Genomic DNA, 22,468 nt, shown 5'->3' with positions numbered 1-22,468 from the left:
CTTGCGGTCAACCATTCAGAATTTTTGTACCAACAGGTAGCCAGCTTAGAACTTATCTTTCCAAGCCCGCAAGGCAGCAAAGACCGCACTCGGACCCCGGTTTTGGGTTCCGCTCCGTTCGTCCACTTTTTCTTTAACGGATGTTTCGTCAACCCTCAAAAACGGGTTGGTCAGCTTTTCAAGCGCCAGCGTAGAGGGCAGCGTCATGATTCCGGCTGCCCGCTGCGCGGTGACTTTTTCCAGACGCGCGGCCGTGTCCGGATTGCCCGGTTCCACCGCAATGGCGAACTTCAGATTGCTCAAGGTGTACTCGTGGGTGCAGTACACCAGCGTGTCCTCAGGCAACGAAGCCAGGCGCGACAGCGAGGTGTGCATCTGCTCCGGGGTGCCTTCGAACAAGCGGCCGCAACCGGCGGCGAACAGGGTGTCGCCGCAAAACAGCAGGCCGTGGTGATAAAAGGCGATATGGCCCAGGGTGTGACCGGGCACGGCGTACACCTCGAAGTCCCAGCCGAGCACGCTGATGCGGTCGTTGTCCTTGAGCGCGACGTCCCGTGCGGGGATGGTTTCACTGGCCGGGCCATAGACTTTCGCGTCTGTCGCATTTTTCAGCTGCTCGACGCCGCCGACGTGGTCATGATGATGGTGAGTGATCAGAATATCGCTGAGCACCCAGCCCGGATGCGCCGCCAGCCAGGCCTGGACGGGCGCGGCGTCCCCCGGGTCGACCACGGCGCAGCGCTGGGTTCGGTGATCCTGTAACAACCAGATGTAGTTGTCGGTGAAGGCGGGCAGGGCACTGATCTGTATCATCGTCGAATTCGCCAAGCGGAAAACAATGGCGCATCTTAGAACTTCCTGGCGCTTTGGAGAATGCAATGACCGATAAAGCGTTCGCTCAGGCCGATCCTGAGTGGCTGACATTGATCAGCGCCGCCCGAGAATGGTTGTCCGGCCCGATCGGGCAATTCCTGCTGGACGAAGAACGGCGCATGCTCGAAGACGAGTTGGGCCGGTTCTTCGGCGGCTACCTGGTGCACTACGGTCCATCGGCCGAAACTCCGCCGTCGGCGCCGCAAGTGCAGCGCAACGTGCGGCTCGGCGCGCCCTTGCCCGGCGTCGAGATCGTCTGCGAAGAGCAGGCCTGGCCCCTGAGCGAGCACGCTGCCGACGTGGTGGTGTTGCAGCATGGGCTGGATTTCTGCCTGTCGCCCCACGGTTTGCTGCGCGAAGCGGCGAGCAGCGTGCGGCCCGGCGGGCATCTGCTGATCATCGGCATCAACCCCTGGAGCACGTGGGGCCTGCGCCATGTGTTCGCCCACGACGCCTTGCGCAAGGCCCGCTGCATTTCGCCGTCACGGGTCGGTGACTGGCTGAATTTGCTGGGTTTCGCGCTGGAGAAACGCCGCTTCGGGTGCTATCGTCCGCCGCTTGCGTCGCCCAAATGGCAGGCCCGTCTGGCCGGTTGGGAGCGCAAGGCCGGTGACTGGCAACTGTCGGGCGGTGGCTTCTATTTATTGGTCGCGCGCAAGATCGTGGTGGGCCTGCGTCCCGTGCGTCAGGAGCGACGCGAGCCGATGGGCAAGCTGATTCCGCTGCCGATGGCCAAGGTCAATCGTCGCCATATCGAGCCGTAAACACTCTTTATTTTCCCGGCCGGGTCATCCCGGCCTCGGGCATCGTCGATCCCGGATCGGCGAGCCACCGCATTTTTCTGGATAGATTGGCATGAGCGATAGCGTAGAACTGTTCACTGATGGCGCCTGCAAAGGCAACCCCGGCCCCGGCGGCTGGGGCGCACTGCTGGTGTGCAAGGGCGTCGAGAAGGAACTGTGGGGCGGCGAAGCCAACACCACCAACAACCGCATGGAGCTGATGGGCGCGATCAAGGGCCTGGAAGAACTCAAGCGTTCCTGCGACGTGCTGCTGGTGACTGACTCCCAGTACGTGATGAAAGGCATCAATGAGTGGATGGCCAACTGGAAGAAGCGCGGCTGGAAAACCGCGGCGAAAGAACCGGTTAAAAATGCCGACCTGTGGAAGTTGCTGGACGAACAGGTCAACCGCCACACCGTGACCTGGAAATGGGTACGTGGGCACATTGGCCATCATGGCAACGAACGGGCTGACCAGTTGGCCAATCGTGGCGTCGATGAAGTGCGCGGCTACAAACAGGATTGATCTCACACTGATCGTTCCCACGCACCCGCGTGGGAATGCATCCCGTGACGCTCCGCGTCACATCAGGAGCCGGACGCGGAGCGTCCGTGGCGGCATTCCCACGCAGAGCGTGGGAACGATCAATTTCGGGGTGGGCGAGTCGACGTGCGAGCATGTTAAGATCGCCGCTTTTGCACGATTGACCCGTTGAGAGCTGAGCACTGATGGCCACCAGATCCGTTGTACTCGATACCGAAACCACCGGCATGCCGGTGACCGACGGCCACCGGATTATCGAAATCGGTTGTGTCGAGTTGATTGGTCGGCGCCTCACCGGCCGGCATTTCCACGTCTACCTGCAACCGGACCGCGAGAGTGATGAAGGCGCCATCGGCGTCCACGGGATCACCAACGAATTCCTGGTGGGCAAACCGCGCTTCACCGAAGTGGCCGATGAGTTTTTCGAGTTCATCAAGGGCGCGCAGCTGATCATCCATAACGCGGCGTTCGACGTTGGCTTCATCAACAACGAATTCGCGCTGATGGGCCAGCACGATCGGGCTGACATCACGCAGCATTGCTCGATCCTCGACACCCTGATGATGGCCCGGGAACGTCACCCGGGGCAGCGCAACAGCCTCGATGCCTTGTGCAAACGCTATGGCGTCGACAACTCCGGCCGTGAACTGCACGGCGCCTTGCTCGACTCCGAGATTCTCGCCGACGTTTACCTGACCATGACTGGCGGGCAGACCAGCCTGTCCCTGGCGGGTAACGCGTCTGACGGCAACGGTTCGGGCGAGGGTGCGGACAACTCGGCCACCGAGATTCGCCGCCTGCCGGCCGATCGCCAGCCGACCCGGATCATCCGCGCCAGTGAAGATGACCTGGCGCAGCACATCGCGCGCCTGGAAGCGGTGGCCAAATCCGCCGGGGCGCCGTCGTTGTGGCAGCAGTTGATGGAAGCAAAAGCCCAAGCCTGAGGCTTGCGGGGCTTTTGTGGCGAGGGAGCTTGTTCCCGCTCGGCTGCGCAGCAGTCGTCAGACCAGCGAACGCGGTGTATCTGGAAGAGATACAGGGGGCCGCTTCGCGCCCCAGCGGGAGCAAGCTCCCTCGCCACAGGTCATCATCAAGCCACAACTCATCATTTCAGACTGAGATTGCTGGCCACATGATGGTGCGCCCACTGACCCGCTTCAGGGCATCGGCACTCGCCACATCCGCCTCAACCCTCTACCCTGAGGGAATTGGCAGGCCACGGTCTGCCGCCTCAGGACACTGAGCCCCATGTATAAAGATTTGAAATTCCCGGTCCTGATCGTCCATCGCGACATCAAGGCCGACACGGTTGCCGGTGATCGCGTGCGTGGCATCGCCCGGGAGCTGGAGCAGGAAGGCTTCAGCATTCTCAGTGCGGTGGATTACTCCGAAGGGCGCTTGGTGGCCTCGACTCATCACGGCCTGTCGTGCATGTTGATCGCCGCCGAAGACGCCAACACGAACGCTCATTTGTTACACAATATGGCCGAACTGATCGGCCTGGCCCGAGTGCGCGCGCCGGACTTGCCGATTTTCGCCCTGGGCGAGCAGGTTACCCTGGAGAACGCCCCGGCTGACGCTATGGCCGAGCTCAATCAACTGCGCGGCATTCTGTACCTGTTCGAAGACACCGTGCCATTCCTCGCCCGTCAGGTGGCCCGGGCGGCGCGCAAGTACCTGGACGGTCTGTTGCCGCCATTCTTCAAGGCCCTGGTGCAGCACACCGCCGATTCCAACTATTCCTGGCACACCCCCGGTCATGGCGGTGGCGTGGCCTATCACAAGAGCCCGGTGGGGCAGGCGTTCCACCAGTTTTTCGGGGAAAACACCCTGCGCTCGGATTTGTCGGTGTCAGTGCCGGAACTCGGTTCGCTGCTTGATCACACCGGCCCTCTGGCCGCAGCCGAAGCCAGGGCTGCGCGCAATTTTGGCGCGGATCACACCTTTTTCGTGATCAATGGCACCTCCACGGCGAACAAGATTGTCTGGCATTCCATGGTCGCCCGGGATGATTTGGTGCTGGTGGATCGCAACTGCCACAAGTCGGTATTGCACTCGATCATCATGACCGGCGCTATCCCGCTGTACCTGTGCCCGGAGCGCAATGAATTGGGAATCATCGGCCCCATCCCGCTCAGCGAATTCAGCCGCGAGTCGATCCAGGCCAAGATCGATGCGAGCCCGTTGACCAAGGGCCGCGCGCCGAAGGTCAAGCTGGCGGTGGTGACCAATTCGACCTACGACGGCCTCTGCTACAACGCCGAACTGATCAAGCAGCAACTGGGCAACAGCGTCGAGGTCTTGCACTTTGATGAGGCCTGGTACGCCTACGCGGCGTTTCACGAGTTCTTTGCCGGGCGTTACGGCATGGGCACCTCGCGCAGCGAAGACAGCCCGCTGGTGTTCACCACCCACTCCACGCACAAATTGCTCGCGGCGTTCAGCCAGGCGTCGATGATCCACGTACAGGACGGCGGGGCGCGGCAACTGGACCGCGACCGTTTCAACGAAGCGTTCATGATGCACATCTCCACCTCGCCGCAGTACAGCATCATCGCCTCGCTGGACGTGGCCTCGGCGATGATGGAAGGCCCGGCCGGGCGTTCGCTGTTGCAGGAAATGTTCGACGAAGCCCTGAGCTTCCGCCGGGCCCTGGCCAATCTGCGGCAGCACATCGCGGCGGATGACTGGTGGTTTTCCATCTGGCAACCGCCGTCGGTGGAAGGCATTACGCAAGTCATCACTGAAGACTGGCTGCTGCAGCCTGACGCCGACTGGCACGGCTTTGGTGGCGTGACCGATGACTACGTGCTGCTCGATCCGATCAAGGTCACCCTGGTGATGCCGGGCCTGACCGCTGGCGGCGCCTTGAGCGAGCGCGGGATTCCGGCCGCGGTCGTCAGCAAGTTCCTCTGGGAGCGCGGGCTGGTGGTCGAGAAGACCGGGCTGTATTCGTTCCTGGTGCTGTTCTCCATGGGCATCACCAAGGGTAAATGGAGCACGTTGCTCACCGAGTTGCTGGAGTTCAAGCGCAGTTACGACGCCAATGTCAGCCTGAACACCTGCCTGCCGTGTGTCGCCCAGGAAAATCCGGCGCGTTATCAAGGTATGGGCCTGCGCGATTTGTGTGATCAGCTGCACGCCTGCTACCGCAGCAATGCCACGGCCAAGCACCTCAAACGCATGTACACCGTACTGCCGGAAATCGCCATGAAGCCTGCCGACGCCTATGATCATCTGGTGCGCGGTGAGGTGGAGGCGGTATCGATCGATGCCCTGGAGGGGCGCATCGCCGCCGTGATGCTGGTGCCGTACCCGCCGGGGATTCCCTTGATCATGCCCGGTGAGCGCTTCACCGAGTCGACCCGATCGATCATCGACTACCTGGCATTCGCCCGTACCTTCGACAGCAGCTTCCCGGGATTTGTCGCCGATGTGCACGGATTGCAACACGAAGACGAGGGCAATGGGCGGCATTACACCGTCGATTGCATCAAGGAATGAGGACCTTCCCCAGTATGCAACCGGTCATGAATCCGAAATACCCAGGGCTGTCGGTGCGCGTTGCCGACGATGGTTTTGCGGCCTACATCTGGGGCAGCGATTTCAGTTTTGAAGTCGTCGCCTACGGTGCCGCACACATTGGCAAGCCGGTGGCGCAGTGGCCGGTGACGCCGATCACGCCGTATCGAAAGTGCTATGGCATCGATCCGGAAGAGTTCAGCAGTTTCCGCGATGCCGCCGACAGTGCGATTTTCATGGCGTACCTGGATGACGAACCGGTGGGCCATCTGGTGATCAGCACCAACTGGAACGGCTTCGCGCATATCGACGAACTGGCGGTGCATGCCCCGGCGCGACGCCATGGTGTGGCCAAGTCGTTGCTGGACGTCGCACAGTTCTGGAGTCGCAAGAAGAAACTGCCGGGCATCATGCTCGAAACCCAGAACAACAACCTCGGCGCCTGCCGGCTCTATGAGCGCTGTGGTTATGTGATTGGCGGGATCGATCATCTGCGCTATCGCGGCATCGACCCGAACACCGCCGAAGTCGCATTGTTCTGGTATCGCTTGTTCGATAATCCGCTGGAAAACCCGGTCAGCTCGCCAGCATCGCCACGGCTTGTTCCGTAATGATCGCCAGCAACGCGTCGACGGCGGGCGAGGGCTCGGCGTTCTTCAAGGTCAGGGCGTAGAGGCTGATCGGCACGGCCGGTGCCAGTGGGCAGGCGTCGAGGCCGGACGACTTGGCGCCGAGGGCGGTGAAGGGGTCGACGATGGCCAGGCCTTCACCGGCCTCGACCATGCTGCGCATCATTTGATGAGTCTGGACGCGGGTCTGGATCACCAGCGCAGGGCGCAGCGCCTGCAATTTGGTTTCCAGCGCCGGGCTCAGCGGGTCGTGACCCTCGAGGCCGACCATCGACTGGCCCGCCAGATCCTGCACCGACACATATTTCTGCTTGGGTTGCAGCCAGCCGTGGGGCGCGAGTAGCTGGAGCTTGCCCTGGGCGATCACCTGGCAATCGATGTCGGTATGGTCGGGATCATGCAGGCTCAGGCCCAGGTCGCTTTCGCGCAGCAACAGGCTGCGGACGATCTCGCGGGTGGGTTGGCTGAGGAGGGTGCACGGCGCATCGGGGAACCGTCGGCGCAGGGCCGCGATGCTGTGGGGCAATAATAGTTGGGCGAGCGGCGGGGTGCCGATGACGCGCAACGGTGGCGCGAGGTATTGCTTGAGACTGTTCGCCAGGCGCTGCACCGGTTCGAGGGCTTCATAGACGTGAGCGATCTCGACCTGCAACTCCCGCGCCTCGCGCGTGGCCTGCAAGCGGCCGCGCACGCTGGAAAACAGCATGAAGCCCAACTGACCCTCGGCGTCACGCAAAATCCCTTCGACCTCGGCCACCGGCAACTGCAGCCATTCGGCGGCGGTGCCCAGGTGACCGGTCTGCAAGAGCGCCTGGATCACTTCGATATGACGTAAACGCATGCGTGAAGTCCATGTTCAGCAGGTGAGGGAGTCAGTGGCTGAATCCTAACTCAAGTGCGTGCATATGACTTCTGCTCATAACACAGGGTTATGAAGCGACGGTGGTTTCCGGCAGGCTACCGATGTAAGTGTCCGGTTCGCGCGTCAGGGTGATATCCGACTGGATCAACTGGAACTGGTTGTCATTGAGCTTTTTCATGCGATCGCCGATGGCCAGTTTGTAGCTGGTGACAGGCTCCGAGCCTTCGACGCCGTCTGCCGACGGGGTGGATTCCTGAAACTCATGTACGGAATAAACACGGCCTTCCGCGTCTCTTGCATGGAACTGACCGACGAGTACTGCTGCCATCTGCTTAGAACCTCTGGAGATAAATCACTCAATTTGCGGCTCAATAGACCGTGGTTGGGCGAAGTAAGTTTTCCTACAAGAAAAAAATAGTCAGGGGCAGCGATTTTCGCTCGCCCGCTGATTGAATCGTCATCTATAACTACAGGCTCTTTCCATCGGACAGTCGAGAATCTTCCATGAGCAACGTCTATACGATCGCCGTTGTGGTCGGCAGCTTGAGAAAAGAGTCGATCAACCGCAAGGTCGCATTGGCCCTGGCTGATCTGGCGCCTGCCAATCTGAAATTGAACATCGTCGAAATTGGCGACTTGCCACTCTACAACGAAGACATCGATGGCGCTTCACCGCCGGCAGCCTACAGCACTTTCCGACAACAAGTGAGTTCATCCGACGCAGTGCTGTTCGTGACCCCGGAATACAACCGCTCGGTGCCGGCACCGTTGAAGAACGCAATTGACGTCGGTTCGCGTCCTTATGGCAAGAGTGCCTGGAGCGGCAAGCCGGGGGGTGTGATCAGCGTTTCACCGGGTGCGATTGGCGGTTTTGGTGCCAACCATCACCTGCGCCAGTCCATGGTGTTTCTCAATGTGCCCTGCATGCAGCAGCCGGAAGCCTATCTTGGCGGGGCCGGGACGGCGTTTGATGAGGCGGGCAAGTTGTCCGAATCAGTGAAGCCATTTTTACAAAGCTTCATCAATGCCTACGGGCAATGGGTGGAACAACACAAAAAAGTCTGACCAATGACCTGTAGGAGCGAAGCTTGCTCGCGAAAGCGGTGTGTCAGTCAACATTGATGTTGAACGTGACGACGCCTTCGCGAGCAAGCTTTGCTCCTACAGGGGTATTGATGTGTCGGGGATTTTTGTGCTCCTTCACGGAATTATCACTCCGGTCATTTACTCTGTTGCACGTCCCCCCATCCCGATTGTCTGTTCAAGGCTGCTTTCGCATGCTCATCGCTTCATTGATATTCCTGCTGACCATTACCCTGGTGATCTGGCAACCCAAAGGCCTCGGCGTCGGCTGGAGTGCGGTGTTCGGCGCGGTGTTGGCGCTGCTTTTCGGGGTGGTGCACCTCAGTGACATCCCGCTGGTGTGGCAGATCATCTGGAACGCCACTGGCACCTTTGTCGCACTGATTATCATCAGCCTGCTGCTGGACGAAGCCGGTTTTTTTGCCTGGGCGGCGTTGCACGTGGCGCGTTGGGGCAAGGGCAGCGGGCGCAAGTTGTTTGCCTTTATGGTGCTGCTCGGCGCGCTGGTGTCGGCGTTGTTTGCCAATGACGGCGCGGCGCTGATTCTTACGCCGATTGTCATTTCGATGTTGCTGGCCCTGCGCTTTTCACCTGCCGCGACCCTGGCGTTCGTGATGGGCGCCGGGTTTATCGCCGACACCGCGAGCCTGCCGCTGGTGGTGTCGAACCTGGTGAACATCGTCTCCGCCGACTTCTTCCACATCGGCTTCAACCGCTATGCGGCGGTGATGATTCCGGTCAACTTCGTCAGCGTCGCGGCGACGTTGGGCATGTTGATGTGGTTCTTTCGCAAGGACATTCCCAAGGCCTACGACCCCGAACAGCTGGAAGACCCGACCACGGCGATTCACGACAAAGCCACGTTCTACGCCGGTTGGGCGGTGTTGGTGATTCTGTTGGTGGGCTGCTTCGCCCTGGAACCGCTGGGCATTCCAATCAGCGCGATTTCAGCGGTGTGCGCGGCCTTGCTGTTGGCCATCGCCGCCCGCGGTCACAAGATTTCCACGCGCAAGGTGATGAAAGAAGCGCCATGGCAGATCGTGATTTTCTCCCTCGGCATGTACCTGGTGGTCTACGGCCTGCGCAACGCCGGGCTTACCGATTACCTGGCCGGTTGGCTGAACGGCTTTGCCGGTTACGGCGTCTGGGGCGCGGCGATGGGCACCGGGGTGCTGACGGCGCTGTTGTCATCGATCATGAACAATTTGCCGACGGTGCTGATCGGCCTGCTCTCGATTGACGCGAGCCAGGCCACGGGCGTGGTCAAGGAAGCGATGATCTACGCCAACGTCATCGGCAGCGATCTGGGGCCGAAAATCACCCCGATCGGCAGCCTGGCGACGTTGTTGTGGCTGCATGTGCTGGAGCGCAAGAGCATCAAGATTGGCTGGGGCTATTACTTCAAGGTCGGGATTGTGCTGACGGTGCCGGTGTTGTTGGTGACGTTGGCGGCGTTGGCTTTGCGGTTGTCCCTTTAAACCGAGGTGGCCTCATCGCGGGCAAGCCTTGCTCCTACAGATTGTCCGCGCGTCCTTGTAGGAGCGAGGCTTGCCCGCGAAGAGGCCCGCCCAGGCACCACAAATCTCAACCACTGCCCGGCACATTCGGCCAAAGATCCGCTACCAGAAACAACCGCTCGGCTTCTTCCCAATCCCCGTTGGCATTCTCGGTCAACCGCACCATCAACTGCGCCGGTGCCAACGGCTCCAGCTCACTGATCCACGCATCCAGTTGTCCGGTGGTCCAGGTCTGCTCCGCCGGATAATGCGCCGGCGCCAGCCAGGCATGGCGGGGCAGGGGTTGCCAGCGCCCGAACGGCCGCTGCACGACAAAATCCGCCCAGTCCTTCTGATGCAGCCAGCTGCCGCGCAAATGCTGCGGATGCGCGCCGCTCGGCGACGCCGACTGCCCCGGCCACGGGTACAGCAGATAGCCGCCCAGCCACAAATGCGCACTGAACTGCTGGATATCCAGGGCTGCCAGCACTTCGCGACTTTCCGGTCGGGCGGAAATCGGCAATTGATGCTGGCTCAAATGCGCCAGTTTGCGGTCCAGCCGATCATGGCAACCGGGCCCGAGCCAGGTCGCCGTGTCGTGGCCATCGCCATTTTGCGGGCCGAGGTAGAGCTTGATTGCCAGTTCCAGGTGATGCACGCCGTCGCGATCGCGCAGCAGCATGTCCAGCTCTCCGAGGGTGTGACCTTCGCGGCGGATCGGCAGGTTGGCGGCAATCAGCTCGATACCCGGTGCATGCCGCACGGCGTATTGCCACAAGCGTTCGTAATACAGGCCCAGGCGCCGGGTCCGCGACTGCGCGAGCCAGTGCAGCAAGTCATAACTGTCGTGATCCAGTTGCCGCAACCAGCGTTCCAGGCCTTCCGGCGCCTGTACCCAGTCGCTCCCTGCCAGGGGATGACGCTGCGGCCACGGCGGCTCGCCGAGCATCGGCGGCGCAAGGATGACCCACGCCAGGTCGCGCACTTCCGGGTGGCGCAACTGGTGGGGTAGCTGGAGCAAATCCGGGAATAAGATCATTCTGCGAGCATAGCCTCTTACGTCATGGCTTAAAGGATTTTGTCTATCCCGCGCTTTCGCCCATAATCGTCGCTTTAGCCCGACGCAGAACCTCGCAGGAGCCCCATGGAGCAATTTCGTAATATCGGCATCATCGGTCGCCTGGGCAGTTCGCAGGTGCTGGATACCGTCCGCCGACTGAAACGGTTTCTGCTCGATCGTCACCTGCACGTGATCCTCGAAGACACCATCGCCGAAGTCCTGCCGGGGCATGGCCTGCAAACCTCGTCGCGCAAGATGCTCGGCGAAGTCTGTGACATGGTGATTGTGGTCGGCGGTGACGGCAGCCTGCTCGGCGCTGCCCGCGCGCTGGCCCGGCACAATATCCCGGTGCTCGGCATCAACCGGGGCAGCCTGGGGTTCCTGACCGATATCCGCCCCGATGAGCTGGAAGTCAAAGTCGCCGAAGTGCTCGACGGCCACTACCTGGTGGAAAACCGCTTCCTGCTGCAAGCCGAAGTCCGCCGCCACGCCGAGGCCATCGGCCAGGGCGATGCGCTGAACGACGTGGTGCTGCACCCCGGCAAATCCACACGAATGATCGAATTCGAGCTGTACATCGACGGCCAGTTCGTCTGCAGCCAGAAGGCCGACGGCCTGATCGTCGCCACGCCGACCGGTTCGACTGCGTATGCGCTCTCTGCCGGCGGCCCGATCATGCATCCCAAGCTCGACGCTATTGTGATTGTGCCGATGTACCCCCATACCTTGTCAGGCCGGCCAATTGTGGTCGATGGCAACAGTGAGCTGAAAATCGTCGTGTCCAAGGATATGCAGATCTACCCGCAAGTCTCCTGTGATGGGCAGAACCATTTCACCTGCGCGCCCGGCGACACCATCACCATCAGCAAAAAAGCCCAGAAGTTGCGGCTGATCCACCCCCTCGACCACAACTACTACGAAGTGTGCCGGACCAAGCTCGGCTGGGGCAGTCGGTTGGGTGGTGGAGGCGACTGATGCTCGATCCCGCGCGTAGCTACGACCTGATCGGTGACGTGCACGGTTGCGCTCTGACCCTTGAGCACTTGCTCGACCGGCTCGGTTACCACAAACACGCTGGCGTCTGGCGGCATCCGTCGCGTATGGCGGTGTTCGTCGGTGACATCATCGACCGCGGCCCGCGGATTCGCGAGGCGCTGCACATCGTCCACGACATGGTCGAGGCCGGCCAGGCCCTGTGCATCATGGGCAACCATGAATTCAACGCCCTCGGCTGGAGCACCCCGGCACCGCCCGGCAGCGGCAAGCAGTTCGTGCGCGAACACACGCCGCGGCACGCCCGGCTGCTGGGGGAAACCCTGACCCAGTTTGAAGATCATCCGGGCGACTGGCATGACTTCCAGCAATGGTTCTACGAGCTGCCATTGTTCGTCGATGCCGGACGTTTCCGCGTGGTGCACGCCTGCTGGGATTCGGGCCTGATCGAGCCGTTGCGTGCGCTGTTCCCCGACGGTTGCGTCGATGAACACTTTCTCCAGGCCTCGGCCGTGCCCGGCAGCTTTGCTTGCACCGTGTTCGATCGCCTGCTGCGCGGCACCGACATGCGCCTGCCCGATGGCCAGACCATGACCAGCGGCGACGGCCTGACCCGCTCGTTTTTCCGCACCAAATTCTGGGAAGACGACCCGCAAACCTACGGCGACATTGTGTTCCAGCCCGACGCTTTGCCCGAGCCAGTGGCGCGCACGCCGTTGTCGTCCATCGAGAAAAATACCTTGCTGCGCTATGGCGTCGATGAACCGTTGTTGTTTGTTGGCCACTACTGGCGCAGCGGCAAGCCGACGCCGATCCGGCCGAACCTGGCCTGCCTCGACTACAGTGCGGTGCTGTACGGCAAACTGGTGGCCTATCGCCTGGATCAGGAAACCCGTCTCGACCCGCATAAATTTGTCTGGGTCGATGTCGAACGGCCGGAGGCCTTGCAATGAGTGCGGTTGCGGTATTGCGTCTGCCGTTGGCGGTGGACTTGAGTGGTTTCGTCAAATTGCTGCAACGCATGCAGGTGCCCCATCGCGTCAGCGAAGAGGCGGGCGAGCAGGTGCTGTGGGTGCCGGCCAACATCAGCGAGGACGTGCGTTCGCTGTACGAGCGTTTTCCGGCGGGTGATCCCGACCAGCAACTGGACATCCCGGTGGCGCAGCCCCCGCGCCGTCCCGGTTTCGTCGAACAATTGCGCTACAGCAAGGCCACCGCCGGCATTCTGTTGCTGTGCCTGATCGTCGGCGCGGTGACGGTGTTGGGGGAAAACCTCAACACCATGCACTGGTTCACCTTCCTCGATTTCCGCGTGATCGGCGACTACATCGAATTCACGCCCCTGGACGAAGGTCTGGCGGCGGGGCAGTGGTGGCGTCTGGTGACGCCGATGCTGATCCACTTCGGCTTCCTGCACCTGGCCATGAACGGCATGTGGTACTGGGAACTGGGGCGGCGCATCGAGGCACGCCAGGGCAGCATCAACCTGATTGGCCTGACCTTGCTGTTCAGCCTGGTGTCCAACTACGCCCAGTATTGGTTCAGCGGCGCGACCTTGTTTGGCGGCTTGTCCGGTGTGCTCTACGGCCTGCTCGGGCATTGCTGGATCTTCCAGTTGCTGTCGCCGAACCCGGCCTATCGCCTGCCACGCGGCGTATTGGTGATGATGCTGGTCTGGCTGGTGCTGTGCATGTCCGGGCTGATCTCGATGATCGGTTTCGGCGAAATTGCCAACGCGGCCCACGTCGGCGGGTTGCTCATCGGATGCTTCACCGGTTTGTTGGGTGGTTTGTACAACCGCCGTAAACTCGCCGTCTAAAACAGTTACTGAATAAAGAGCACGGAGACCCTGATGTCCTCTTTTAACGAAATGATCAAAAACATCACCCCCGACATCTACCAGAGCCTGAAACTGGCGGTGGAAATCGGCAAATGGTCCGACGGTGGCAAACTCACTGCCGAGCAGCGCGAGCTGTCCCTGCAGGCGATGATCGCCTGGGAAATCCAGAACCTGCCCGAAGAACAGCGGACCGGCTACATGGGCCCGCAGGAGTGCAGCTCCAAGTCGATCAGCGTGCCGAATATCCTGTTCAAGTCGGATGCCATCCATTGATCGAGATTGGCCGCGGTGCAATCAGCAAAATGTCGGCGCGCCTGGACGGGCCGAACGTGCAGTACGCTTTTCGTCTGGGCGACACCGAGGTGCCGGTCAATCCCTTGATCGGCAGCACGGTGCGCCTGGAATACCTGGGGGCGATTTTCTGCTCCCATTGCGGACGCAAGACCAAAACCAGTTTCAGCCAGGGTTATTGCTACCCGTGCATGACCAAACTGGCCCAGTGCGACATCTGCATCATGAGCCCGGAGCGCTGCCACTTCGACGCCGGCACCTGCCGTGAACCGGAGTGGGGCCAGACGTTCTGCATGACCGATCACATCGTCTACCTGTCCAACTCGTCGGGGGTGAAAGTCGGGATTACCCGCGCCAACCAGATGCCGACCCGCTGGATCGACCAGGGCGCCCGCCAGGCGCTGCCGATCATGCGTGTCTCGACCCGTCAGCAGTCGGGTTTCGTCGAAGACCTGTTGCGCAGCCAAGTGGCAGACAAGACCAATTGGCGTGCTTTACTCAAGGGCGACGCGGTGTCGGTGGACCTGGCCGCGGTTCGCGATCAACTGTTCGATAGCTGCGCGGAAGGTTTGCAAGGTTTGCAGGAACGATTCGGCCTACAGGCGATCCAGACTATTGCTGATGTCGACGTCCTCGAAATCCGCTATCCGATCGAGCAATACCCGGACAAAATCGTCAGCTTCAACCTGGACAAGAACCCGATTGCCGAAGGCACGCTGCTGGGGATCAAGGGCCAATACCTGATTTTCGACACCGGCGTGATCAATATTCGTAAATACACGGCTTATCAGCTCGCCGTGCATAGTTAAGGACTCCAGCATGCGCACCGAACAACCGAAGATGATCTACCTGAAGGACTATCAGGCGCCTGAATACCTGATCGACGAGACGCACCTGACCTTCGAGTTGTTCGAGGACCACAGCCTGGTCCATGCGCAACTGGTGGTGCGCCGCAATCCCGAGCGTGGCCCGGGCCTGCCGCCGCTGGTGCTCGATGGCCAGCAACTGGAGTTGTTGTCGGTGAACCTGGCCGACATCGAACTGACCGCTGCCGACTACGTGTTGACCGAGAACCACCTGACCCTGCACCCCAAGAGCGAACGCTTCACGGTCGACACCAGCGTGCGCATCCACCCTGAAACCAACACCGCCCTGGAAGGCTTGTACAAATCCAGCGGCATGTTCTGCACCCAGTGCGAGGCCGAAGGCTTTCGCAAGATCACCTATTACCTCGACCGCCCGGACGTGATGAGCAAGTTCACCACCACCGTGGTCGCCGAGCAGCATAGCTATCCGGTGCTGCTGTCCAACGGCAACCCGGTTGCCAGCGGCCCTGGCGAAGACGGCCGGCACTGGGCGACCTGGGAAGACCCGTTCATGAAGCCGGCGTACCTGTTTGCCTTGGTGGCCGGTGACTTGTGGTGCGTCGAAGACACGTTCATCACCATGACCGAGCGCTCCGTGGCGCTGCGCATCTACGTCGAACCGGAAAACATCGACAAGTGCCAGCACGCCATGAACAGCCTGAAGAAGTCGATGCGCTGGGACGAAGAGGTCTACGGTCGCGAGTACGATCTGGACATCTTCATGATCGTGGCGGTCAACGACTTCAACATGGGCGCCATGGAGAACAAGGGCCTCAACATCTTCAACTCCAGCGCCGTGCTGGCCCGGGCCGAAACCGCCACCGACGCCGCGCACCAGCGCGTTGAAGCGATTGTCGCCCACGAATACTTCCACAACTGGTCGGGCAACCGCGTGACCTGCCGCGACTGGTTCCAGTTGTCGCTCAAGGAAGGCTTCACCGTATTCCGCGATTCCGGCTTCTCCGCCGACATGAACTCGGCCACGGTCAAGCGCATCCAGGACGTCGCCTACCTGCGCACCCACCAGTTCGCCGAAGACGCGGGCCCGATGGCTCACGCCGTGCGCCCGGACAGCTTTATCGAGATTTCCAACTTCTACACCCTGACCGTGTACGAAAAGGGCTCGGAAGTGGTCGGCATGATCCACACCTTGCTCGGCGCCAAAGGCTTCCGTAAGGGCAGCGACCTGTACTTCGACCGCCACGACGGCCAGGCCGTGACCTGTGACGACTTCATCAAAGCCATGGAAGACGCCAATGACGTTGACCTGACCCAGTTCAAACGCTGGTACAGCCAGGCCGGTACCCCGCGCTTGGCGGTGAGCGAGTCTTACGATGCCGCGGCGAAAACCTACAGCCTGACCTTCCGCCAGAGCTGCCCGGCCACCCCGGACAAGGTTGAAAAACTGCCGTTCGTGATCCCGGTGGAACTGGGCCTGCTGGATTCCAAGGGCGCGGCAATTGCGCTGCGTTTGTCGGGCGAAGCGTCGGCGCAGGGGACTTCGCGGGTCATCTCGGTGACTGAGGCTGAGCAGACCTTCACCTTCCTCGACATCGCTGAACAACCGTTGCCTTCGCTGCTGCGCGGTTTTTCGGCACCCGTGAAATTGAGCTTCCCGTACAACCGCGATCAACTGATGTTCCTGATGCAGCACGACAGTGATGGCTTCAACCGCTGGGATGCCGGTCAGCAATTGTCGGTGCAGGTGCTGCAAGAGTTGATTGCCCAGCAGCAGAAGGGTGAAGCGCTGGTGCTGGATCAGCGTTTGATCTCGGCCCTGCGTACCGTGCTGTCCGATGAGACGCTGGATCAGGCGATGGTCGCGGAAATGCTGTCGCTGCCGGGTGAAGCGTACCTGACTGAAATCACTGAAGTGGCTGACGTTGACGCCATTCACATCGCCCGGGAATTTGCCCGCAATCAATTGGCGCAGGGTTTGTTCGAAGCGCTGTGGCTGCGTTACCAGGCCAACCGCGACCTGTCGAAGAAAACCCCGTACGTGGCCGAGGCCGAGCACTTCGCTCGTCGCGCCTTGCAGAACATCGCGCTGTCGTACCTGATGCTCAGCGGCAAGCCGGAAGTGTTGGCGGCGACGCTGGAACAGTTCGAAACCGCCGACAACATGACCGAGCGCTTGACCGCGTTGGCGGTGTTGGTCAATTCGTCGTTCGAAGACGAGAAAGCCACGGCCCTGGCCAGTTTTGCCGAGCACTTCAAGGACAATCCGCTGGTCATGGATCAGTGGTTCAGCGTCCAGGCCGGCAGCACCTTGCCGGGCGGTCTGGCGCGGGTGAAGGCGTTGATGGAGCATCCGGCGTTCAATATGAAGAACCCGAACAAGGTGCGGGCGTTGGCCGGCGCATTTGCCGGGCAGAACCTGATCAACTTCCATGCGGCGGATGGCAGCGGGTATCGCTTCCTGGCGGATCTGGTGATCGAGTTGAACGGGTTCAACCCGCAGATCGCTTCCCGGCAGTTGGCGCCTCTGACTCGGTGGCGCAAATATGACGATGCTCGTCAGGCGTTGATGAAAGGGGAACTGGAGCGGATTCGCGCTTCGGGGCAGCTGTCCAGCGATGTGTTTGAGGTGGTTAGCAAAAGCCTGGCTTGAGACTGGCGGTCCACCCGAATCCCTGTAGGTGCGAGGCTTGCCCGCGAAGGCGGCCTCATTCCCTACCGGGATTTTTTTATGGTGTACATATCCATTGCTGCGGTAACGGCCGCTTATGGTTCCGTTCTTACAGCGGGTTACTTTGAAAAGCGCAAAGTAACCAAACGCTTTCACCCCTGACGTACGGTGCCTCGCTGCGGCTCGGCGTGCCCTCACTCCGGTCCTGCTCCGTGGGCCCGCCGCCATCGGCCATCCATGGCCGGGGGTGGCTACCGCGGCATCCCTGCCGCGGTGCCCACTGCGCAGAACCTGCGTTCGGCCTTCCGACGGGGCAGATCAAGATCAAAAGCCAAAACAAGATCAAAAGCTTCGCGGGCAAGCCTCGCTCCTACAGGGATGTGTTTCTGTGATCGTTCCCACGCTCCGCGTGGGAATGCCGCCGGGGACGCTCTGCGTCCCGCTGTCGACGTAAGGCTTGAGTCCTGCGCAGTGGTGACGCGGAGCGTCACGGGATGCATTCCCACGCGGAGCGTGGGAACGATCAGTAACTGGCGTACGCGCACAATCCCCGAACCAGGCCGGCCGGTAGGCCGCCTGTGATCTCTCCCACGCTCTGCGTGGGAATGCCGCCGGGGACGCTCTGCGTTCCGCTGTCGACACAAGACTTGAGTCCTGCGCAGTGGTGACGCGGAGCGTCACGGGATGCATTCCTACGCGGAGCGTGGGAACGATCAGTAACTGGCGTACGCGCACAATCCCCGAACCAGGCCGGCCGGTAGGCCGCCTGTGATCTCTCCCACGCTCTGCGTGGGAATGCCGCCGGGGACGCTCTGCGTTTCGCTGTCGACGCGAGGCTTGAGTCCTGCGCAGTGGTGACGCGGAGCGTCACGGGATGCATTCCCACGCGGAGCGTGGGAACGATCAGTAACTGGCGTACGCGCACAATCCCCGAGCCAGGCCGGCCGGTAGGCCGCCTCGCCGAGCGATGCACGCCCCCTCGAGAGGCCGAGTGGAGGTTCTGCGCAGTGGGCAACCCGGCATGGATGCCGGGTTAGCCGCCCCCGGCCATGGATGGCCGATGGCGGCGGGCCCACGGAGCAGGACCGGAGCGAGGGCATGCCGAGCCCAGGCGAGGCACCGAACGAAAGGGGCAAAAGCGCTTTGGTTACTTTCGCGCTTTTCGAAAGTGACCCGCTGTAAGAGCGGAACCAAAATCCGCCGCAACCGAAGAAACGGATATGTACACCAAACCCGAAACCCGAAACCCGAAACCCCAAAGCAGCAAACCCAAATCACCCCACCTAATACCCAACCATTCACCAACACCCCATACCCCCTCAGGTTAACAAAACATAACGTGGCGTCGATTGTCAGACCTTTCCAAAGCCCGATAGGATAAGCCAGCTTCCGAAGGGGCTCTAGATTGCAGGTTTCAGGACTATGCTCCAACCAGCCAATCACCCAGAGCACCCTTACGGCGCCCTGAAAGGTTGAACGACCTAACAATAATAATGGGGGAAGGTCTATGAGTGAGCCTGTCATGGGTGTGGGTATCTGCCGCCCGCCGGCGTTACGCAAATTCGCGTTGCTGGCTACAGCGCTCTCGCTGTTGGGCTGTGCCGCGCTATCGGCACCGGTGCTGGCCGCCGACGCGCCGGCCGCCGATACGGCGTATTCCGTTGAATCCGCCAAAGCCGCGAAAAGCCTGATGCTCGATGTGGTCCACGCCGGCAAGCGCCTGGTGGCGGTCGGGGATCGTGGGCACATTCTGTATTCCGATGACCAGGGTTCGACCTGGACCCAAGCCAAGGTGCCGACCCGGCAACTGCTCACCGCCGTATTCTTTGTCGACGACAAACACGGCTGGGCCGTCGGGCATGACGCGCAGATCCTCGCCAGCGAAGACGGCGGCGTCACCTGGACCAAACAATTCGAAGACCTCAAACGCGAATCGCCGCTGCTCGACGTCTGGTTCAAGGACGTCAACAGCGGCTTTGCCGTGGGTGCGTATGGCGCCTTGCTGGAAACCACCGACGGCGGCAAAAACTGGGAAGACGCCAGCGACCGCCTCGACAACGAAGACCAGTTCCACCTCAACGCCATCGCGGCGGTCAAGGATGCCGGGCTGTTCATCGTCGGCGAGCAGGGCAGCATGTTCCGCTCCGCCGATTGGGGCCAGACCTGGGAAAAGCTCGAAGGCCCGTATGAAGGTTCGCTGTTCGGCGTGATCGGCACCGCCCAGCCCAACACGCTGCTGGCCTACGGGCTGCGCGGCAATCTCTACCGCTCCACGGATTTCGGCAGCACCTGGGAGCAGGTTGAGCTCCAAGCCGCGCGCGGCAGCCTGGAGTTCGGCCTGTCCGGCGCTACGCTGCTGGATGACGGCTCCATCGTCATTGTCGGCAACGGCGGTTCGGTGATCAGCAGCAGCGACAACGGCGAAACCTTCACCGTGTTCAACCGCCCGGACCGGATTTCCGTGTCAGCGGTGACGGCGGCAGGTAACGGCAATCTGATTCTGGCAGGACAGGGCGGCGTTCGCGCCACTTCGCCAACCGGCGCCGAGCTGGGCAAATAAGCCGGGCCACATAATAAGAAGGGCGGAGCTATGACATCCATGACAAGTCATCACCAAGACAAGGCGACGTTTCTCGAACGCCTGATTTTCAACAATCGCCCGGCAGTGATCGTCATCTGCCTGCTGGTGAGCATTTTCCTGTTCTGGCAAGCGACGCTGATCCGGCCGTCCACCAGTTTCGAAAAGATGATCCCGCTGGAACACCCCTTCATTCAAAAGATGATGGAGCACCGCAACGATCTGGCGAACCTGGGCAACACCGTGCGGATCTCGGTGGAAGCCACCGACGGCGACATCTTCTCCAAGGATTACATGGAGACCCTGCGCCAAATCAACGACGAGGTGTTTTACATCTCCGGCGTCGACCGCTCCGGTCTCAAGTCGCTGTGGAGCCCGAGCGTACGCTGGACCGAGGTGACGGAGGAGGGCTTCGCCGGTGGTGAAGTGATTCCGCAGAGCTACAACGGCTCCCAGCAAAGCCTCGACCTGCTGCGCAACAACGTGCTCAAGTCCGGCCAGGTCGGGCGCCTGGTGTCCAACGATTTCAAGTCGAGCATCGTCGACATCCCGCTGCTGGAGTCCTACCCGGACCCGCAGGACCAAGGCAAGTTGCTGGCCCTGGACTACCGCAAGTTCTCCCACGAGCTGGAAGACAAGATTCGCGACAAGTTTGAAAAACAGAACCCCAACGTGCAGATCCACATCGTCGGTTTCGCCAAGAAAGTCGGCGATCTGATCGATGGGCTGGTCATGGTGGTGATGTTCTTCGGCATTGCCTTCGTCATCACCCTGATCCTGCTGTACTGGTTCACCAACTGCATGCGCAGCACCGTGGCGGTGTTGAGTACGACGCTGGTGGCGGTGGTCTGGCAACTCGGTCTGATGCACTTCTTCGGCTTCGGGCTCGATCCGTATTCGATGCTGGTGCCGTTCCTGATCTTCGCCATCGGCATTTCCCACGGCGTGCAGAAAATCAACGGCATCGCCTTGCAGTCCAGCGAGGCGGACAACGCCCTGACCGCCGCCCGACGCACCTTCCGTCAACTGTTCCTGCCGGGGATGATCGCGATTCTCGCGGATGCGGTGGGCTTCATCACGCTGCTGATTATCGACATCGGCGTGATTCGCGAACTGGCCATCGGCGCGTCCATCGGCGTGGCGGTGATCGTGTTCACCAACCTGATCCTGCTGCCGGTGGCGATTTCCTACGTCGGCATCAGCAAGCGAGCGGTCGAGCGCAGCAAGAAAGACGCACACCGCGAACACCCGTTCTGGCGCCTGCTGTCGAACTTCGCCAGCCCGAAAGTTGCACCGATCTCCATCGCTCTGGCCCTGATCGCCTTTGGCGGCGGCCTCTGGTACAGCCAGAACCTGAAAATCGGCGACCTCGACCAGGGCGCGCCGGAATTGCGCCCGGACTCGCGCTACAACAAGGACAACAACTTCATCATCAGCAACTACTCCACCAGTTCCGACGTGTTGGTGGTGATGGTCAAGACCAAGCCCGAAGGCTGCTCGCGCTATGAAGCCATGGCGCCGATCGATGAGCTGATGTGGAAGATGCAGAACACCGAGGGCGTGCAGTCGGCGATCTCGTTGGTGACCGTGTCCAAGCAAATGATCAAGGGCATGAACGAGGGCAACCTGAAATGGGAAACCCTGTCGCGCAACCCGGACGTGCTGAACAACTCCATCGCCCGGGCTGATGGCCTGTACAACAACAGCTGTTCCCTGGCGCCGGTGCTGGTGTTCCTCAACGATCACAAGGCCGCGACTCTCGACCGTGCGGTGCATGCGGTGCAGGACTTTGCCAAGGACAACAACAAGGACGGCCTGGAATTCATCCTCGCCGCCGGTAACGCCGGGATTGAAGCGGCGACTAACGAAGTGATCAAGGAATCGGAGCTGACGATTCTGATCCTGGTGTACATCTGCGTCGCGACCATGTGCATGATCACCTTCCGTTCCTGGGCGGCGACCCTGTGCATCGTGCTGCCACTGGTGCTGACCTCGGTGCTTGGCAACGCGCTAATGGCATTCATGGGCATCGGCGTGAAAGTCGCGACCCTGCCGGTGGTGGCGCTGGGCGTGGGGATTGGCGTGGACTACGGCATCTACATCTACAGCCGACTGGAAAGCTTCCTGCGTGCCGGTTTGCCGTTGCAAGAGGCGTATTACCAGACGCTGAAGTCCACCGGTAAAGCCGTGCTGTTCACCGGTCTGTGCCTGGCCATTGGGGTGTGCACCTGGATCTTCTCGGCGATCAAGTTCCAGGCCGACATGGGCCTGATGCTGACCTTCATGCTGCTGTGGAACATGTTCGGCGCACTGTGGCTGCTGCCAGCGCTGGCGCGGTTCCTGATCAAACCGGAGAAACTGGCGGGGCAGAAGGGCAATTCGCTGTTCGCTCACTGACACCTGGCAGTACCACAAAAGCC

General features: G+C 61.0%; 19 protein-coding genes. 15 read left to right on the top strand and 4 right to left on the bottom strand.

All coding sequences use genetic code 11. The features are described from left to right. Positions 1 to 45 precede the first annotated feature (45 nt). Positions 46 to 813 carry a hydroxyacylglutathione hydrolase gene (gene gloB / locus FQ192_RS09030; RefSeq protein WP_149658598.1) on the bottom strand — a complete coding sequence of 256 codons (768 nt, stop codon included), beginning with the start codon at positions 811 to 813 and terminating at the stop codon, positions 46 to 48. A 65-nt stretch (positions 814 to 878) separates the two neighbouring features. On the opposite strand from gloB, the gene FQ192_RS09025 reads away from it, so the two are divergent. The 5 genes from FQ192_RS09025 to FQ192_RS09000 all read left to right on the top strand — a co-directional run bounded on the left by FQ192_RS09025 (position 879) and on the right by FQ192_RS09000 (position 6,332). Further along, positions 879 to 1,637 carry a methyltransferase domain-containing protein gene (locus tag FQ192_RS09025; protein WP_149658294.1) on the top strand — a complete coding sequence of 253 codons (759 nt, stop codon included), beginning with the start codon at positions 879 to 881 and terminating at the stop codon, positions 1,635 to 1,637. Between the two features lie 91 nt (positions 1,638 to 1,728). Beyond that, positions 1,729 to 2,181, top strand: a complete 453-nt coding sequence (gene rnhA / locus FQ192_RS09020; RefSeq protein ID WP_054047533.1) for a ribonuclease HI — start codon at positions 1,729 to 1,731, stop codon at positions 2,179 to 2,181. 203 nt (positions 2,182 to 2,384) lie between these two features. Further along, positions 2,385 to 3,143, top strand: a complete 759-nt coding sequence (dnaQ, locus tag FQ192_RS09015) for a DNA polymerase III subunit epsilon (protein WP_149658293.1) — start codon at positions 2,385 to 2,387, stop codon at positions 3,141 to 3,143. Between the two features lie 304 nt (positions 3,144 to 3,447). Continuing rightward, positions 3,448 to 5,703: an Orn/Lys/Arg decarboxylase N-terminal domain-containing protein gene (locus tag FQ192_RS09005; protein WP_149658291.1), complete on the top strand. Its 2,256-nt coding sequence runs from the start codon at positions 3,448 to 3,450 to the stop codon at positions 5,701 to 5,703. Between the two features lie 14 nt (positions 5,704 to 5,717). Then, positions 5,718 to 6,332, top strand: coding sequence for a GNAT family N-acetyltransferase (locus tag FQ192_RS09000; protein ID WP_149658290.1), 615 nt, complete (start codon positions 5,718 to 5,720; stop codon positions 6,330 to 6,332). Here FQ192_RS09000 and FQ192_RS08995 read toward each other — a convergent pair. Further along, positions 6,298 to 7,191 (bottom strand): LysR substrate-binding domain-containing protein, encoded by an 894-nt coding sequence (locus tag FQ192_RS08995; protein ID WP_149658289.1) that lies wholly within the window; start codon positions 7,189 to 7,191, stop codon positions 6,298 to 6,300. The two genes, FQ192_RS09000 and FQ192_RS08995, sit on opposite strands and share 35 nt — an antisense overlap. 88 nt (positions 7,192 to 7,279) lie before the next feature. Next, the gene (locus FQ192_RS08990; protein ID WP_149658288.1) at positions 7,280 to 7,540 is read right to left on the bottom strand and encodes a hypothetical protein; all 261 of its coding nucleotides are present in this window, start codon (positions 7,538 to 7,540) and stop codon (positions 7,280 to 7,282) included. A gap of 176 nt (positions 7,541 to 7,716) precedes the next feature. On the opposite strand from FQ192_RS08990, the gene FQ192_RS08985 reads away from it, so the two are divergent. Both FQ192_RS08985 and FQ192_RS08980 read left to right on the top strand, forming a co-directional pair. Beyond that, a complete protein-coding gene (locus tag FQ192_RS08985; RefSeq protein WP_149658287.1) occupies positions 7,717 to 8,277 on the top strand; it encodes an NADPH-dependent FMN reductase in 561 nt (186 codons plus the stop codon). Between the two features lie 212 nt (positions 8,278 to 8,489). Continuing rightward, positions 8,490 to 9,773, top strand: a complete 1,284-nt coding sequence (locus FQ192_RS08980; protein ID WP_149658286.1) for an arsenic transporter — start codon at positions 8,490 to 8,492, stop codon at positions 9,771 to 9,773. 106 nt (positions 9,774 to 9,879) lie between these two features. On the opposite strand, the gene FQ192_RS08975 is transcribed toward FQ192_RS08980, so the two are convergent. Beyond that, complete coding sequence (locus FQ192_RS08975) at positions 9,880 to 10,830, bottom strand: DUF1853 family protein (protein ID WP_149658285.1); 951 nt, start codon at positions 10,828 to 10,830, stop codon at positions 9,880 to 9,882. A 105-nt stretch (positions 10,831 to 10,935) separates the two neighbouring features. On the opposite strand from FQ192_RS08975, the gene FQ192_RS08970 reads away from it, so the two are divergent. The 8 genes from FQ192_RS08970 to FQ192_RS08930 all read left to right on the top strand — a co-directional run bounded on the left by FQ192_RS08970 (position 10,936) and on the right by FQ192_RS08930 (position 22,445). Beyond that, complete coding sequence (locus FQ192_RS08970) at positions 10,936 to 11,826, top strand: NAD(+) kinase (protein WP_010459816.1); 891 nt, start codon at positions 10,936 to 10,938, stop codon at positions 11,824 to 11,826. Then, positions 11,823 to 12,797 carry a metallophosphoesterase gene (locus FQ192_RS08965; RefSeq protein WP_372242335.1) on the top strand — a complete coding sequence of 325 codons (975 nt, stop codon included), beginning with the start codon at positions 11,823 to 11,825 and terminating at the stop codon, positions 12,795 to 12,797. Before FQ192_RS08970 ends, FQ192_RS08965 begins: the two co-directional genes overlap by 4 nt. Further along, positions 12,794 to 13,663: a rhomboid family intramembrane serine protease gene (locus tag FQ192_RS08960; protein ID WP_149658283.1), complete on the top strand. Its 870-nt coding sequence runs from the start codon at positions 12,794 to 12,796 to the stop codon at positions 13,661 to 13,663. Before FQ192_RS08965 ends, FQ192_RS08960 begins: the two co-directional genes overlap by 4 nt. A 33-nt stretch (positions 13,664 to 13,696) precedes the next feature. Continuing rightward, positions 13,697 to 13,957, top strand: a complete 261-nt coding sequence (locus FQ192_RS08955; RefSeq protein ID WP_054047564.1) for a YeaC family protein — start codon at positions 13,697 to 13,699, stop codon at positions 13,955 to 13,957. Further along, entirely contained in the window at positions 13,954 to 14,784 is an 831-nt protein-coding gene (locus FQ192_RS08950; RefSeq protein WP_149658282.1) for a DUF2797 domain-containing protein, read from the top strand. The genes FQ192_RS08955 and FQ192_RS08950 overlap by 4 nt, the downstream gene beginning before the upstream one ends. A 10-nt stretch (positions 14,785 to 14,794) precedes the next feature. Next, entirely contained in the window at positions 14,795 to 17,452 is a 2,658-nt protein-coding gene (gene pepN / locus FQ192_RS08945; RefSeq protein ID WP_149658281.1) for an aminopeptidase N, read from the top strand. A gap of 1,525 nt (positions 17,453 to 18,977) precedes the next feature. Further along, a complete protein-coding gene (locus tag FQ192_RS08935; protein ID WP_149658279.1) occupies positions 18,978 to 20,030 on the top strand; it encodes a YCF48-related protein in 1,053 nt (350 codons plus the stop codon). Positions 20,031 to 20,069: 39 nt separating this feature from the next. Next, positions 20,070 to 22,445, top strand: a complete 2,376-nt coding sequence (locus FQ192_RS08930) for an RND family transporter (RefSeq protein ID WP_149658278.1) — start codon at positions 20,070 to 20,072, stop codon at positions 22,443 to 22,445. Positions 22,446 to 22,468 lie beyond the last annotated feature (23 nt).

It is taken from the genome of Pseudomonas sp. ANT_J12 (assembly GCF_008370045.1).
Classification (GTDB): Bacteria; Pseudomonadota; Gammaproteobacteria; order Pseudomonadales; family Pseudomonadaceae; genus Aquipseudomonas.
This window is presented reverse-complemented; position numbering and strand designations above follow the sequence as displayed.